General features: G+C 71.6%; 16 protein-coding genes. 3 read left to right on the forward strand and 13 right to left on the reverse strand.

Annotated elements, in window-relative coordinates; genetic code table 11:
• Positions 1 to 7: 7 nt before the first annotated feature.
• From hisH to ACYQ77_RS31840, 5 genes are all read right to left on the reverse strand, one after another.
• Positions 8 to 637 (reverse strand): imidazole glycerol phosphate synthase subunit HisH, encoded by a 630-nt coding sequence (gene hisH / locus ACYQ77_RS31820; protein ID WP_459717758.1) that lies wholly within the window; start codon positions 635 to 637, stop codon positions 8 to 10.
• Between the two features lie 9 nt (positions 638 to 646).
• Complete coding sequence (locus ACYQ77_RS31825) at positions 647 to 1,300, reverse strand: hypothetical protein (RefSeq protein ID WP_459717761.1); 654 nt, start codon at positions 1,298 to 1,300, stop codon at positions 647 to 649.
• Positions 1,275 to 1,868: a hypothetical protein gene (locus tag ACYQ77_RS31830; protein WP_459717764.1), complete on the reverse strand. Its 594-nt coding sequence runs from the start codon at positions 1,866 to 1,868 to the stop codon at positions 1,275 to 1,277. Before ACYQ77_RS31830 ends, ACYQ77_RS31825 begins: the two co-directional genes overlap by 26 nt.
• A gap of 86 nt (positions 1,869 to 1,954) precedes the next feature.
• Positions 1,955 to 2,830: a transketolase family protein gene (locus tag ACYQ77_RS31835; protein WP_459717767.1), complete on the reverse strand. Its 876-nt coding sequence runs from the start codon at positions 2,828 to 2,830 to the stop codon at positions 1,955 to 1,957.
• A gap of 4 nt (positions 2,831 to 2,834) precedes the next feature.
• Positions 2,835 to 3,506, reverse strand: a complete 672-nt coding sequence (locus tag ACYQ77_RS31840) for a thiamine pyrophosphate-dependent enzyme (protein ID WP_459717770.1) — start codon at positions 3,504 to 3,506, stop codon at positions 2,835 to 2,837.
• Positions 3,507 to 3,590: 84 nt separating this feature from the next.
• Between ACYQ77_RS31840 and soxR the strand changes: the two genes are divergently transcribed.
• Entirely contained in the window at positions 3,591 to 4,052 is a 462-nt protein-coding gene (soxR, locus tag ACYQ77_RS31845; protein WP_459717773.1) for a redox-sensitive transcriptional activator SoxR, read from the forward strand.
• 931 nt (positions 4,053 to 4,983) lie between these two features.
• Here soxR and ACYQ77_RS31850 read toward each other — a convergent pair.
• Positions 4,984 to 5,394 (reverse strand): DnaJ family domain-containing protein, encoded by a 411-nt coding sequence (locus ACYQ77_RS31850; protein ID WP_459717776.1) that lies wholly within the window; start codon positions 5,392 to 5,394, stop codon positions 4,984 to 4,986.
• Positions 5,395 to 5,424: 30 nt separating this feature from the next.
• Between ACYQ77_RS31850 and ACYQ77_RS31855 the strand changes: the two genes are divergently transcribed.
• A complete protein-coding gene (locus ACYQ77_RS31855) occupies positions 5,425 to 5,982 on the forward strand; it encodes a TetR/AcrR family transcriptional regulator (RefSeq protein WP_459717779.1) in 558 nt (185 codons plus the stop codon).
• Here ACYQ77_RS31855 and ACYQ77_RS31860 read toward each other — a convergent pair.
• From ACYQ77_RS31860 to hisD, 5 genes are read right to left on the reverse strand one after another with little or no spacing between them, the layout of a single operon-like run.
• Positions 5,979 to 6,137: a hypothetical protein gene (locus ACYQ77_RS31860; RefSeq protein ID WP_459717782.1), complete on the reverse strand. Its 159-nt coding sequence runs from the start codon at positions 6,135 to 6,137 to the stop codon at positions 5,979 to 5,981. The genes ACYQ77_RS31855 and ACYQ77_RS31860 overlap by 4 nt on opposite strands.
• A 15-nt stretch (positions 6,138 to 6,152) precedes the next feature.
• Positions 6,153 to 6,479: an antibiotic biosynthesis monooxygenase family protein gene (locus ACYQ77_RS31865; RefSeq protein ID WP_459717785.1), complete on the reverse strand. Its 327-nt coding sequence runs from the start codon at positions 6,477 to 6,479 to the stop codon at positions 6,153 to 6,155.
• A 33-nt stretch (positions 6,480 to 6,512) separates the two neighbouring features.
• Positions 6,513 to 7,112: an imidazoleglycerol-phosphate dehydratase HisB gene (gene hisB, locus ACYQ77_RS31870; RefSeq protein ID WP_459717787.1), complete on the reverse strand. Its 600-nt coding sequence runs from the start codon at positions 7,110 to 7,112 to the stop codon at positions 6,513 to 6,515.
• Positions 7,109 to 8,203: a histidinol-phosphate transaminase gene (locus ACYQ77_RS31875; RefSeq protein WP_459717790.1), complete on the reverse strand. Its 1,095-nt coding sequence runs from the start codon at positions 8,201 to 8,203 to the stop codon at positions 7,109 to 7,111. Before ACYQ77_RS31875 ends, hisB begins: the two co-directional genes overlap by 4 nt.
• A complete protein-coding gene (hisD, locus tag ACYQ77_RS31880; protein WP_459717792.1) occupies positions 8,200 to 9,522 on the reverse strand; it encodes a histidinol dehydrogenase in 1,323 nt (440 codons plus the stop codon). Before hisD ends, ACYQ77_RS31875 begins: the two co-directional genes overlap by 4 nt.
• 189 nt (positions 9,523 to 9,711) lie before the next feature.
• Here hisD and ACYQ77_RS31885 point away from each other — a divergent pair, with 189 nt between their 5' ends.
• The gene (locus ACYQ77_RS31885; protein WP_459717795.1) at positions 9,712 to 10,983 is read left to right on the forward strand and encodes a M14 family metallopeptidase; all 1,272 of its coding nucleotides are present in this window, start codon (positions 9,712 to 9,714) and stop codon (positions 10,981 to 10,983) included.
• A 195-nt stretch (positions 10,984 to 11,178) separates the two neighbouring features.
• On the opposite strand, the gene ACYQ77_RS31890 is transcribed toward ACYQ77_RS31885, so the two are convergent.
• Both ACYQ77_RS31890 and ACYQ77_RS31895 read right to left on the reverse strand, forming a co-directional pair.
• Entirely contained in the window at positions 11,179 to 12,345 is a 1,167-nt protein-coding gene (locus ACYQ77_RS31890; RefSeq protein WP_459717796.1) for an aminotransferase class V-fold PLP-dependent enzyme, read from the reverse strand.
• Positions 12,342 to 13,862, reverse strand: a complete 1,521-nt coding sequence (locus ACYQ77_RS31895) for an ABC transporter substrate-binding protein (protein WP_459717798.1) — start codon at positions 13,860 to 13,862, stop codon at positions 12,342 to 12,344. Before ACYQ77_RS31895 ends, ACYQ77_RS31890 begins: the two co-directional genes overlap by 4 nt.
• Between the last annotated feature and the right edge of the window lie 51 nt (positions 13,863 to 13,913).

Genomic DNA, 13,913 nt, shown 5'->3' on the forward strand with positions numbered 1-13,913 from the left:
AGACTAGCTAAAGGCTCTTCAGCCAGTTGGTCAGCAGGTGCGCACCCGCGTCGCCGGACTTCTCCGGGTGGAACTGCGTGGCCGACAGCGGGCCGTTCTCGGCGGCCGCCACGAAGTCGCCGCCGTGCGTCGCCCACGTCACCTTGGGCGCCGCCATCGGCCCGTCGGCCACGAGCTCCCAGTTCCGCACCGCGTAGGAGTGCACGAAGTAGAACCGGGTGCCGGCGTCGAGGCCGTCGAACAGGACCGAGTCCTCCGGTGCGCGCACGGTGTTCCAGCCCATGTGCGGCACGATGTCGGCCTCCAGCCGGTCGACCGTACCCGGCCACTGGCCGCAGCCCTCGGTCTGCACGCCGTGCTCGATGCCCTGCTCGAACAGGATCTGCATGCCGACGCACACGCCGAGCACCGGCCTGCCGCCGGCCAGGCGCTGGCCGATGATGCGGTCGCCCGCGACCGAGCGCAGGCCCGCCATGCACGCCGCGAACGCCCCGACGCCCGGCACCACCAGCCCGTCGCACTCCAGCGCGGCATGGCGGTCGCTCGTCACCTCGACGTCCGCCCCGACCCGGCGCAGCGCGCGCTCGGCCGACCTGAGGTTGCCTGATCCGTAGTCCAGTACGACGACTCGTGCCACGCCCCCAGGTTACGGGGTGCGCTCGCTGACCACGTTGGACATTTCCCCGTAGCGGTACGCACGCACCCGATAGGTGTCGGCGCCGTCCCCGATCAGGCCGACGTAGTTGACATCCGCGTCGACCACGAACGCGACCTCGAACCGGCCGTCGATCTCGTGCTCGACGAGGTAGCCCGCCTCGTCGGTGGCGTTGTCCGTCCAGGTCAGGCGTAGTGCGTCGGTGCCGACGGACTCGACGAGGAGGTTCGTCGGGGTACCGCCGGGCGTTGGCGCGGCCCGGTCGTCCGGCACGGTACGCGGCACGAGCCAGTCCTCACCCTCGACACGGTCCGTGGCCGGGACCACAGCCGCGACATCGGAGGCGGGTCCCTCGACCGGGCGGACGCGGTAGTAGAACGTGGTCGCCGGCATCAAGTCCGGGTGCTCGTAGGTGTCGCGCTCCCTCGGCACGAAGCCGAGGACCGTGTACGGCCCGCCGGGTTCGGTGGCGAACTCGACGACGACGTCACCCCGGTGTCCCTCCCAGGCGAGGGTGACGTCGTCGCCGGTGATCGACGCGGACAACCGGATGTCCGCGTCGTCCTTCCCGTCGGCGGCCGAACACCCCGACGCGAGCACCACGAGGCAGAGCGCCGCTCTACTTGCGCCAGAAGCGAATGCCACTCCACACCACCGAGATCGGTCCGGCGCCGCTGTTCGTGCGGTACGCGCCGAACTTGTCGTAGAAGCCGCCGGTCTCGCTCGCGACCGTGTGCTTGAGCGAGCCGTTGATATAGGTCCGATGTGTGCCGCCCACGTCGTGGACCGTGTTGACCCGGACCGTGGTGCCGACAGTGGCGCCGGTGGCGAGCGTCGTGCCGCCGTGCACGGCGTAGAGGCGGCCGCCGCGCTCCACCGCGAGCATGAAGTACGGCCCGCTGCCGGTCTCGTGGAAGGTCTGCTTGAGGCTGATCCTGGTGCCGGTCTGGCTGGTGATGCGGAAGTAGCCCTCGAACTGCCGCGAGCCGCCGGTGTAGGTGGTGTAGCGGCGCTCCGCGCGCTGGTCCCCGCTCGCGGTCGAGCAGGTCAGCGTGAAGGTGAGGTCGTTGACGTCGCCGCAGCCGCGCTCCTGGGCGGAGAAGCCGGGCGAGTAGGAGGTCCACCCGCCCGGCTCGACCTCGGCGCCGGCGGCCGGCGCCGAGGCGAGCGTGAGCGCGACGGCGGTGACGCAGGCGAGCAGGTGACGTCTCATGGTGCACCCCGATCAGGAAGGCAGGTTAACTAACCGTGGTCACTCGGCCACGGTACGGGAAGATGTCTTCCTGGTCTAGACCACAATCATCGGAGGAATTCGCGAATGGTCTTCGCGATCCCCTGTGGGTCGAGGCCGTGGACGACGTCGTGCTCCTCGGCCGTGCCGTACGCGCGGACCTCGCGGTCGCGGCGGACGCCGATGGCGCGGAGCCGGTGTGCGACGTCGGCGAACGCGGTGGCGACCTCGTGCGCGGACGTGCCCGCGAGGTAGGGCTCGACGAGCACCACGTCGGTGTGCCCGGCGGCGCGCAGGCCGCGGTGGTCGAACGGGCGGACCGTCGACGCGTACAGGACCGTGACGTCCTGGCCCGCCGTCGCGGCGAGGACGTTGTCGAGGGTGGGACCGACGGCGAGCACGGTCCCGCGCCTCCCCTCCCGGACCACCGTGAACCGGCCGGTCGCGGGGTGCGCGGTCGTGTTCTCCCGGCTGGAAAGCCGCAGGTAGACCCGGTCGTCACCGGCGAGCGCGCCGGGCAGCAACGCGGCGACCTCGTCCGGGTGACCGGGGACGTGCACGGTCCAACCCGGCAGGGTGTCGAGCAGCGCGACGTCGCCCGGCGCCTGGTGCGTGCGGCCCCAGACGGGGTCGTCGTAGGAGCCGCCGATGCTCACGAGGACCGCGCCGACGTCCTGGTGGCCGAGGTCGAGCTTGATCTGCTCGAACGGGCGCTCGACGAGGAACGGCGTGTAGCTGTGCACGACGGGCCGCATGCCGGTGAGCGCCAGTCCCCCGGCGACGCCGACCATGGCCTGCTCGCGGATGCCGACGTTGAGCACGCGGTGCGGGTGCCGCGCGCGGGCGGGCGCGAAGGCGTCGCGGGAGATGTCGGCGGTGACGACGGCGAGCCTCGGGTCGTGGTCCAGCGCCGCGCTCACGGTGTCCACAAAGGTCTGTCGCATCGGGTCACGCCTCCCGGATCGTCGCCACGACGACGTTCGGGACGTCGTGGCGGGTGCTGAGTGCCGCGTACAGCTGCTCGTGGTCGCGTCCGTCCACTGTGGAGGCCGCCCAGCCCTCGACGGCGAACCGGCGCGCGATGCCGCCGGGCCAGCCGTGGCTCGCGGAGCCGTTGTCGACGGCGATGGCGGTGAGGTTGGCGAGGTTCATGCGGCCGGCGAGCGCGATGGCCTCGTGGTTGCTGCCCTCGTCGAGCTCACCGTCGCCGACGAGGACGAACACCCTCGACGTGGTGAGGTGCTGCGCGCGGAGGCCGAGCGCGGTGCCGACGGCGAGGCCGAGCCCGTGCCCGAGCGAGCCGCTGCCGATCTCGGCGCCCGGCACGAGCACGCGGTCGGGGTGCTGGCCCAGCGGGGAGCCGAAGGTGGTCCAGTCGTCGAGGACGGCCGGGTCGAGGAAGCCCTTGGCGGCGAGGACCGCGTAGAAGGCCATCGGGCCGTGGCCCTTGGAGAGGAGGAAGCGGTCGCGTGCGGGATCGTCGACGGTGTCCGGCGAGACGTTCAGGACGCGGTCGTAGAGCACCCACAGCACGTCCAATGTGGACGCGGCGGCCCATTCGTGCTTCTCGTCACCGGTCATCCGCCGGAACAGGGCGGCGAGGTCGAGTGTCGTCGTCATGGGCACAGGATGCGACTTCGAGCGCACTGGAGGTCAAGGCCGACGACCTCGACCTAGGTGGAGGTCCAGGGTAGTGTGAGTGCCGTGCCGAAACTGCCCGACCACCTGACGATCGGCGAGGTCTCGCGGCGCAGTGGTGTGCCGCACACCGCGCTGCGGTTCTACGAGGAGCGGGGACTGATCACGTCCAAGCGCACCGCGGGCAACCAGCGGAAATACTCGCGGGCGGTGTTGCGCCGGCTGGCGTTCATCCGCACCGCGCAGCGGGTGGGGCTGAGCCTGGAGGAGATCCGCGACGCGCTGGGCACGCTGCCGGAGGGCCGCACTCCGACGAAGGCCGACTGGGCGCGGTTGTCACACCTGTGGCGCGGTGAACTGGACGCGCGGATCGACGCCATGCAGCGGCTGCGGGATCGGCTGACCGCGTGCATCGGGTGCGGGTGCCTGTCGCTGAAGTCCTGCCACCTGATCAACAAGGACGATCTGCTGGCGGCTTACGGTCCAGGTGCGCCCCGGTTGAAGGCGGCCACCGAGGGCGGGATCTGAGGGGCGGCCTCCGGCCCCCGATCACCAGCTTACCGGCGGGCACCGACAAAAACGGTGCGGTGGCGCTGGGTTGGGGATGGTCGAGGCACCTGTGGACAACCCGGCTTCCGGCTGCCGTCGACGGCCCGGAATGTCAGTCCCCTTCGGTACGCTGGATTCCGGGGGGCCGGAGGCCTCGTTCGGCTGCGGAACCGCGCCGTGGTTCACCAAGGCACTGCCGATGCCGGATTGCCAATGGTCGCTGGACTCTCAGGGGCTGTTCCCAGTATGCCGGGCGTTCGCCAAGCGGTGCGAAGCCCCATCACCCCCTGAGGGGTGCCCGCCCTCCCGTCGACCTGGCGAAGCCCGATCACACCGTGTCAAGGGGCCCGAAACCCAAAGCACCACTCACCCAAGCCGCCGGGCCCCCTTGACGCGGTGTGATAGCCCCGCGGGAGGTCGACGGGATGACAGGCACCACCACGGACACCAGTCCCTGCCAAACCAACCCCGTGCAAGACCCGCCACCATCCCGGAGACCAGCCCGTCTGGCGAGGACCCCCCGGAGGGAAACCCACGCAAGGCCAACCACACAAGCCCGCCCCCCGAGGGAGGCGGCCTCCGGCCCCCGATCACCAGCCTACCGGCGGACACCGACAAAAACGGTGCGATGGCACGGAGTTGTGGACAGCCGAGGCACCTGTGGACAACCCCACTCCCGGCAACCGAGTACGGCCGAGAATGTCGGTCCCCCTCGGTACGCTGGATTCCGGGGGCCGGAGGCCGCCCTCAGCCGTTCCCGACAGAGGCCCGCGTGTCCGACCGGAAGTGACGACGTCCGCGTCGCGGCGGATGACGAACGCGGAACCCGAAAGGGCCGCGAAATGATCATGGGGTGGCCTCCGGCCCCCGGTCACCAGCTTACCGGCAGGCACCGACAGTTTCCGGCGGATCAGCGCTCGCCTGTGGACAGCTCGCGCCACTCGCGAACGACGTCCTCCACGTCGAGCGGCCCCAGTCGCAGCGGTGGTCCCACCTGTGGCTGACGGTGCACGTCCGTGATGCGCTTGTTCAGATCCGCCACGATGTCGCGGACCTCCTGCTCCTTGCGGACCTTCTTCAACCGCTCCGGGAGTGCGGCGACCTCCTTCGGCAGCAACAGCGACGGTGGCAGCAGCGCCGACGTGTCGTGGTTCTCCTCGCGGAGCTTCCGCACCGCCCACTCGAGCGCGCCGCCCTCCCGCTTCGGCAGGGGTTTGCCCATGCCCGGGAGGTTGTCCATCTCGCCGCGTTCCTGCGCCGCGCGGATCTGGCGTTCGACCCAGTCCTCCGGTGACACGTTCGGCGGTTTTCTGTCGGTCACCGTTTCATAGTACAGCGGTACGATGATCGAGTGTCGAAACGTGTCGACCACGACGTTCGCAGGCGGGAGATGGCCGCCGCGCTGGTGCGGTGTGCGCGGACGAAGGGCCTGCACCACTGCGGGTTCCGGGAGGTGGCGGCCGAGGCCGGGGTCTCGGTGAACCTCGTGCAGTACTACTTCCCCACCAAGGAGGCCCTGCTGCTCGGTGGGCTCGTGCACGTCCGCGCGCTCATCAGCGCGCGGTTCGACGACCTGCCCGAGGAGCCGCGGGCCCGGGTGCGCGGGCTGCTGGAGTCGGTGCTGCCGACCGACGAGGCGACCACCGACCTCTACCGGGTGCACGCCGCCTACGCGGCGCTCGCGTTCACCGACCCGGCCCTCGCCGCGCAGCCGCACGCCGCCGGGCCGGACGAGCTGCGGCCCGTCCTGACCACGCTGCTCGGCGATCTGGGCGTACCGCGACCGGAGCTGACCGCGACCTCACTGCTCGCGCTGTGCACCGGGCTCAGCGCGTACCTGACCTCGGGTTTCCTCACCGCGGACGACGCGCTCCGGGCCCTGCACGCGGAGCTGGACCGCGTGCTCTAGGAGATCATCCAGACGACCGCGCCCGCGACGGCCACCGCTGCGCACACGCCGAGGACCATGGCGAGGCCCTTCGCGGTCTTGTACGTCGAGTAGACGCCGCCGACGAGGAACCCCGCGAGCGCGAGCAGGCCGATGACGATGACTTCCTTGGACACGCGGGAGAGCGTAGTTCACCCGTGGTGCACCGACTCCACCGTGTACAGATGCGGGTCGGACGACTCACAGATCGCCTGCGCCTGCCGCATGTGCTCCTGCGCGGCCGGGTCGGCGAGCATCGCCTGGAACGCCTCCGCCGACTCCCACTGCGCGTAGTTCACCACCCGCGTGCCGTCGGTGCTCGCGTGCAGGTTCGCCGACACGAAGCCCGGCACGCCCTTCATCGTCTCCTCGGTGACGCGGGTCAGCAGGTCCACGAGCTCACGCTGCCGCTCTGGCGCCACGACGAACACGTTGATGAGCGTGGCCACCGGCGCGCCGGACACGATTCGTGTGGACATGCGCCCAGCATGCGCCGATGACCTGACGACGCGCTAGAGGGTGCCCTTGGTGCTGGGGATGCCCTGCTGGCGCGGGTCGAACTCCGACGCGGCGCGCAGTGCCCGCGCCACCGCCTTGTACTGCGCCTCGGTGATGTGGTGCGGGTCGCGGCCGTGGATGACGCGGACGTGCAGCGCGATCCGCGCGTGGAAGGCCAGCGACTCGAACACGTGCCGGTTGAGCACGGTCGGGTAGTTGTTGCCGACCACGAAACCCGTCATCATCTCCGGCTCACCGGTCAGGACGCAGTACGGGCGACCCGAGACGTCGACCGCGGCGTGGGCGAGACACTCGTCCATCGGGATCCAGGCGTCGCCGAAGCGGCGGATGCCGCGCTTGTCGCCCAGCGCCTTGCCGATCGCCTCGCCGAGCACGATGGCCACGTCCTCGACGGTGTGGTGGGCGTCGATCTCCACGTCGCCCTTGGCGTCGACCGTCAGGTCGAACATGCCGTGGGCGCCGAACGCGGTGAGCATGTGGTCGTAGAACGGGACGCCGGTGGACACGTCCACCTTGCCCGCACCGTCGAGGTCGATCTCCACGACCACCGACGACTCCTTGGTGGTCCGCTCGACGCGGCCGATCCGGTTCACCTGATCTCCTTGCTCGCGGCCAGGAACGCGTCGTTCTCCGCCGGGGTGCCGATGGTCACCCGCAGGTGACCGGGGATGCCCACGTCCCGGATGAGCACCCCGTGGTCGAGGTACGCCCGCCACGTCCCGGCCGCGTCGTCGAACTGTCCGAAGAGGACGAAGTTGGCGTCGCTGTCCACGACGCGGAAACCGAGTCCCCGCAACGACTCCATGACCCGGTCGCGTTCGGACGCCAGCTTGTGCACCGACGCGAGGGTCTCGTCCGCGTGCCGCAGGGCCGCTCGTGCCGCCGCCTGGGTGACCACCGACAGGTGGTACGGCAGCCGCACCAGCAACAGCGCGTCGACCATCGCGGGCGCGGCCGCCAGGTAGCCGAGGCGGCCGCCGGCGAACGCGAACGCCTTGCTCATCGTCCGGGACACGATCAGCTTCGCCGGGTACTCGGCGAGCAGCGTGACCGCGCTGGGCTGCGACGAGAACTCCGCGTACGCCTCGTCCACGACGATCAGGCCGGGTGCCGCCTCGATCAGCGCGCGCAGCTCGTCGAGCGGGATGGAGCCGCCGGTCGGGTTGTTCGGGCTGGTCACGAACGCGATGTGCGGCCTGCGATCGGCCAGGACCGTCGCCGCCGCGGCCGTGTCCAGCGTGAAGTCGGCGCGGCGCGGGGTCGGCGCCCACTCCGTGCGGGTGCCGGCGGCGATGATCGGGTGCATCGAGTACGACGGCTCGAAGCCCAGCGCCGTGCGGCCGGGGCCGCCGAACGCCTGCAGGATCTGCTGCAGCACCTCGTTGGAACCGTTGGCGGCCCACAGGTTCTCGGTCCGCAGCGCCACACCGGTGGCCGTGGACAGGTACGCGGCCAGGTCGGTCCGCAGCGCGACCGCGTCCCGGTCCGGGTAGCGGTGCAGGTTCGCGGCCGCCTCCGCGACCGCCTGCGTCACGTCCGCGACCAGCGCGGGCGGCGGCGGGTACGGGTTCTCGTTGGTGTTGAGCCGGAACTCGACGTCCAGCTGCGGCGCGCCGTACGGGGACCGGCCGCGCAGGTCGTCGCGCAGCGGCAGGTCGTCGAGCGAGACGTCCTCGCCGATCACGAGCCACCGCCGAACCGCGCCGTGACGGCCTGGCCGTGCGCGGGCAGGTCCTCGGCGTTCGCGAGCGCGACCACCTTGTCCGCCACCGCCTTCAGCGCGTCGGCCGAGTAGTCGACGACGTGGATGCCGCGCAGGAACGTCTGCACCGACAGGCCCGACGAGTGCCGCGCGCAGCCGCCCGTGGGCAGCACGTGGTTGGAGCCCGCGCAGTAGTCGCCGAGCGAGACCGGGCTGTGCGGCCCGACGAAGATCGCGCCCGCCGCGCGGACCCGGGCGGCGACGGCCGGCGCGTCGGCGGTCTGGATCTCCAGGTGCTCGGCGGCGTAGGCGTCCACGACGGACAGTCCGGCGTCCACATCGGACACCAAGACGCAGCCCGACTGCGGTCCCTGCAGCGCGGTGGTGATCCGGTCGGTGTGCTTGGTGGCCTTGACCTGCTTGGCCAGCTCGGCGTCGACGGCGTCGGCCAGCTCGGGCGACGACGTGACCAGCACGCTCGCGGCCAGCGTGTCGTGCTCGGCCTGGCTGATCAGGTCGGCGGCCACGTGCACCGGGTCGGCGGTGTCGTCGGCGAGGATCGCGATCTCCGTCGGGCCGGCCTCGGAGTCGATCCCGATCAGGCCGCGGAGCAGGCGCTTCGCGGCCGTCACGTAGACGTTGCCGGGGCCGGTGACCATGTCGACCGGGTCGAGCTGCGCGCCGTCGGTGTCGGTGCCGCCGTAGGCCAGCAGCGCGACCGCCTGCGCGCCCCCGACGGCCCACACCTCGGTGACGCCGAGCAGTTCGGCGGCGGCGAGGATCGTGGGGTGCGGGAGACCGCCGAACTCGGCCTGCGGCGGCGAGCACACGACCAGGGACTCGACGCCCGCGGTCTGGGCGGGCACCACGTTCATGACGACGCTCGACGGGTAGACCGCGAGGCCACCGGGCACGTACAGGCCGACGCGGCGGACCGGCACCCAGCGCTCGGTGACCGTGCCACCGGGCACGACCTGGGTGGTCACGTCGGCGCGGACCTGGTCGGCGTGCACGCGGCGGGCGCGGTCGATCGACTCCTCGAGCGCCTCGCGGACCGCGGCGGGCAGGTAGGCGAGGCCGGAGGTCAGCTCGCGTGCGGGGACGCGGACGGCCGTGGGCCGCACGCCGTCGAAGCGCTCGGACAGCTCCAGGGCGGCCTCGGCGCCGCGGGCGCGCACGTCGTCGACCAGGGGGCGGACCTGATGCAGCACCGCGTCCACGTCCACCTCGGCACGCGGCAGGAACGTGCGCAGCTCGGCGGGTGACGGGACTCGACCACGCAGGTCGGTGCGGCTCAGCATCGGGTTCCTCTCCTGATGCGGGTGTGCGTACGCCACCAGCCTAAGCGGTCGGCGGTGCGCCCGATCGGCCCACTACCTTCGTCGGGTGATCCAATCCTGACGCACCGTTCCCGACCAATGACGGGTTGTCGCGGTGTGGTGGCCGCCGGAGGCTCGGGCGATCACAACAACAGCCTTCGGGGAGGCGACATGCTCACCACACGTCGGGTGCTCGGGGCGAGCGCCGGCGTCACGGCTGCCGTCCTGGTGCTCGTCACCGGCTGGCAGGCGGGCGCCGAGGAGGAACCGGCGCCGGACCAGGGGCTCTACCAGGTGCGGGGCGCGGACACCGCGGGCGAGCGGACCGACGTCACCCGCACGGGTGTCGACGTGCTCGGGGTCCGGGACGGCGCCGTGGAGGTCGTGGCCGGCCCGGCACAGGCGTCGGCACTGCGCGCGCAGGGGTTCACCCTGACGCTGGAGGGCGACTGGGCGGCGATGCTCGACGAGCGGGGCGGCGGGGTGTCGTCCCGGGCCGCCGACTTCCCCGCCGGCGACGAGGGGTACCACACGTACGACGAGATGAAGGCGGCGCTGTCCGCGGCCGCGTCGGCGCACCCGGACATCACCGCGGTGTCGAGCATCGGCAGCTCGTACGAGGGCCGCGACATCCCGGTGATCAAGATCAGCGACCACGCGGCGACCGACGAGGACGAGCCCGAGGTGCTGTTCACGTGCAACATGCACGCGCGGGAGCACCTGACCACGGAGATGTGCCTGCACATCGTGGACCGCTTCACGTCCGGCTACGGGTCCGACGCCGGCGTGACGGGTGCCGTGGACGCGAAGGAGATCTGGGTCGTCCCGTCCCAGAACCCGGACGGCGCCGAGTTCGACATCGCGGGCGGCGAGTACGCGGGCTGGCGCAAGAACCGGCAGCCCAACGACGACGGCACCGTCGGGACGGACATCAACCGCAACTTCTCCTACAAGTGGGGTTGCTGCGACGGCTCGTCGACGTCACCGTCCGCGGAGGACTACCGCGGCCCGTCGGCGGCGTCGGCACCCGAGGTGCGGGCGGTGCAGGGCTTCGTCGACTCGCGGGTCGTCGGGGGTGTGCAGCAGATCAAGGCGCACATCGACTTCCACACGTTCTCGGAGCTGGTGCTGTGGCCGTTCGGCCACACCTTCGACACGGTGACCGAGGGCATGACGCAGGAGGAGTACGACCGCTTCGTGTCCGTGGGTGAGGAGATGGCGGCATCGAACGGGTACACACCGCAGCAGTCGTCGGGCCTGTACATCACGGACGGTGACATCAACGACTGGATGTGGGGTCAGCACAAGGTGCTGTCGTACTGCTTCGAGATGTACCCGTCGGGCGGCGGCATCGACGGCTTCTACCCGCCGGACGAGGACATCGCCCCGCAGACGACCCGCAACGACGGCGCGGTCGACATCCTCCTGGCGAACGCCACCTGACCGGGCGGCGCGATGTAAGGGGTCCTTCCTCACACGGTGTGATGAAGGACCCCTTCGTTGCGCTGGGTGCGATGAAGGCCCCTGCCCTGGAACCCCAGGCGACAAGATCAACCGCGGCCCCCGGAAGCCAGCCTGGAGCGGACCACCGACAACAACGACCGCCGACGGCCGAGTTGTCCACAGGCCACCGCCCGGTCACACCAACGCGGCGACCGCCGCGACCGTCTCGTCCAGCTGGGACTCCGTCACGAAGTAATGCGGCGAAGCACGAACGATCACGTCCAACCCACGGCGGGTCATGTCGTACTGCGTCGACGTCGTTCCCGACACGGTCACCGTGATGTGCTGGTCCCGCAGCCGGTCCCGGACCTCCGCCGCGGCGACGCCGTCGACCGTGAACGTCACCAGCCCGCACCGCCGGGTGCCGAGATCGTGCACAGTCACGCCGGGCACCCCGGCAAGCCCCTGCCGCAGGTACTCCCCCCGCGCCGCGACCACCGACTCGATCTCCGCCAACCCCAGGTCCAGCGCGTACCGCACGGCGGCGATCAACCCGAGCCGCTCGGCGACGCCCATCTCCCACAGCTCGAACACCCGCGCATCGGACCGCAGCGAGAACTTCCCTGGCGCCTCCCACGTCCCGCTGTGCAGGTCCACCTGCCGGGGCACCAACCGGTCCCGCACACGCCCACGCACCACCAGGAACCCCGTCCCCCGGGGCCCACGCAGCCACTTGCGCCCGGTACCGGTGATGATGTCCGCGTCGAGACCGGCCAGGTCCACCTGCCCGGCCGACTGGCACGCGTCCAGCAGCACCAGGGCCTCCGCCGAGCGCGCCGCCTCGATGACCTCCGCCGCCGGGTTGACCAGGCCGCCGTTCGTCGGCACGTGGACGAGCGACACCAACCGCACCCGCTCGTCCAGCATCGAGCGCAGCGCGGCCACGTCCACGGCGCCGGACGCGTCCGACGGCACCGGCTCGACCGTCGCGCCGACCTCCTCCGCCCGGCGCAGCAACGGGACGGCGTTCCCGCCGTACTCCGCCTCCGTGGACAGGATGCGGTCGCCCGCGCGCAGGGGGATCGCGTCGAACACGGTCAGCCACGACCTGGTGGCGCTGTCGGTGAACGCCACCTCGTCCGGTGCGCAGCCGAACGCCCTGGCCAGCACCGCGTAGCCCGCGGCCAGGTCGTCGGCGCGTTCCTCCGCCGCCCGGTAGCCACCGACCTCAGCCTCGCGGCGCAGGTGGTTCACCACCTCGTCGAGCACCTGCACGGGCGGCAGCGACGAACCGGCGCTGTCGAGGAAGGCGCCGCGGTGGCTGCCGGGCGTGTCGGCGCGGACGGCGTCGATGTCGATCATCGCGGGGTCCAGTCCTCGAGGTTCCACCATGCTCCCCACGTGAAGTCCGAGCCTGCCGCGTCCACGACCGGCACGTAACCGTCCCAGCTCTCGCGCATCACGTACGTGTGGTTCGGCGCCACCAGCACCACCATGCCCGGCGCGGTCACCCACGACCGCTGGAACTTGCGGTACGCCGTCGCCCGCTCGGCCGGGTCGGTCGCCGTGCGGCCGGTCCGCAGGGCCTGGTCGACGCTCGCGTCGCGGTAGCCGCCGAGCGCGGCGCCGCTGTGCACCAGCGGGTACAGCTCGAGGTCCGGGTCGAACGGGTCGCCGAACCGCACCACCGCCGGGCCCGGCATGGCGGTGGTCACCGCCGTCGGTGTCACCTCGACACCGACGGCCAGCGCGTTCTCGGCGAACGTCTGGGCGAGCGCGGCCGACACCGAGTCGCCTGCCGGGTAGTGCAGCGTGAACCGCGCGGGCACGCCGTTCTTCGCCCGCACCCCGGTGGTGCCCGGCACCCAGCCGCCCGCGGACAACGCGTCCAGCGCGCTGGTCACGTCGAACTCGAACGTGGCGTCCGGGTCGACGAACTCGGCCAGCACGTTCGGCATCGGCGTGTGCGCGACCCTGGCCTTCGTGGCCACCGCCTCGTCGACCATGGCCTGGCGGTCGACGGCGTGGTTCAGCGCGAGCCGCATGGCCAGGTCGCCGGTCACCGGGTTGCCTGCCGGCAGCACGACCGCACGCACGTCGGCGGCGCTGTGGTAGGCCACCATCAGGCCGTCGAGCTCCTCGAACGTCGCGGCCAGCGGCGGTGGCAGCGCGGCGCCGTCGAGCTTGCCCTCCCGCAGGCGGGCGGCGCGGGCCTCGTCGTCGGGGATGAACTCGATGGTCACCTTCTCGATGGCGGGCGGGTCGTCCCAGTACGTCTCGTTGGCGGCGAGGACCATCTGCCCGCCGCGCGTCCACGACTCCAGCTCGTAGGGCCCGGTGCCGACCGGCTGCTCCGTGGCCACGGACTCGCTCGACACGACGCCGAGCACGAGCAGCTCGGGGAACGGCGCGTACGGGGCGGTCAGGTCGAACCGCACGGTCGCCGGGTTGACCGCGGTGACCGACTTCAGCATGGCGAAGCGTTGCCGCAGCGGCGACTTCCGCTTCGGGTCGAGCACCGCGCGGTAGGTGGCGACCACGTCCTGCGCCTCGAACGGCGACCCGTCGCTGAACGTGACGCCCGAGCGGAGGTGCACGGTCCACGAACGACCGTCGGCGCTCGGTTCCGGCAGCTCGGTCGCCAGCGCGGGCCGCAGCGACAGGTCGGCCTGGTGTTCGACGAGCCCGTCGTAGAGCTTCGCGGCGCCGTTCTCGGCGAACCCGGACAGCGGGTTCACGTCCGCGGGTTCGTCGGCCACGGCGATCACCATGGACGTGCCCGCGGGGTCGCCGGAGGCCGGTGGCGTCGGGTCACCGGTGCAGGCGCCCGCGAGTGCGGCCGCGAGCATCGGCACGAGGAGACGGGACTTGTGACGCACGAGGCCCGACACTAGCCGGGCGGCCTATCCTCGCGTGGAGGGATTGCTGAT

The organism is Actinophytocola sp. KF-1, from assembly GCF_054661535.1.

Bases quoted from the DNA above. Each gene is read 5' to 3' on its own strand.
- ACYQ77_RS31830 (WP_459717764.1), bottom strand. From the start codon at position 1,868: ATGAGACGTCACCTGCTCGCCTGCGTCACCGCCGTCGCGCTCACGCTC.
- ACYQ77_RS31835 (WP_459717767.1), bottom strand. From the start codon at position 2,830: ATGCGACAGACCTTTGTGGACACCGTGAGCGCGGCGCTGGACCACGAC.
- ACYQ77_RS31840 (WP_459717770.1), bottom strand. From the start codon at position 3,506: ATGACGACGACACTCGACCTCGCCGCCCTGTTCCGGCGGATGACCGGT.
- ACYQ77_RS31865 (WP_459717785.1), bottom strand. From the start codon at position 6,479: ATGTCCACACGAATCGTGTCCGGCGCGCCGGTGGCCACGCTCATCAAC.
- hisD (WP_459717792.1), bottom strand. From the start codon at position 9,522: ATGCTGAGCCGCACCGACCTGCGTGGTCGAGTCCCGTCACCCGCCGAG.
- ACYQ77_RS31885 (WP_459717795.1), top strand. From the start codon at position 9,712: ATGCTCACCACACGTCGGGTGCTCGGGGCGAGCGCCGGCGTCACGGCT.
- ACYQ77_RS31890 (WP_459717796.1), bottom strand. From the start codon at position 12,345: ATGATCGACATCGACGCCGTCCGCGCCGACACGCCCGGCAGCCACCGC.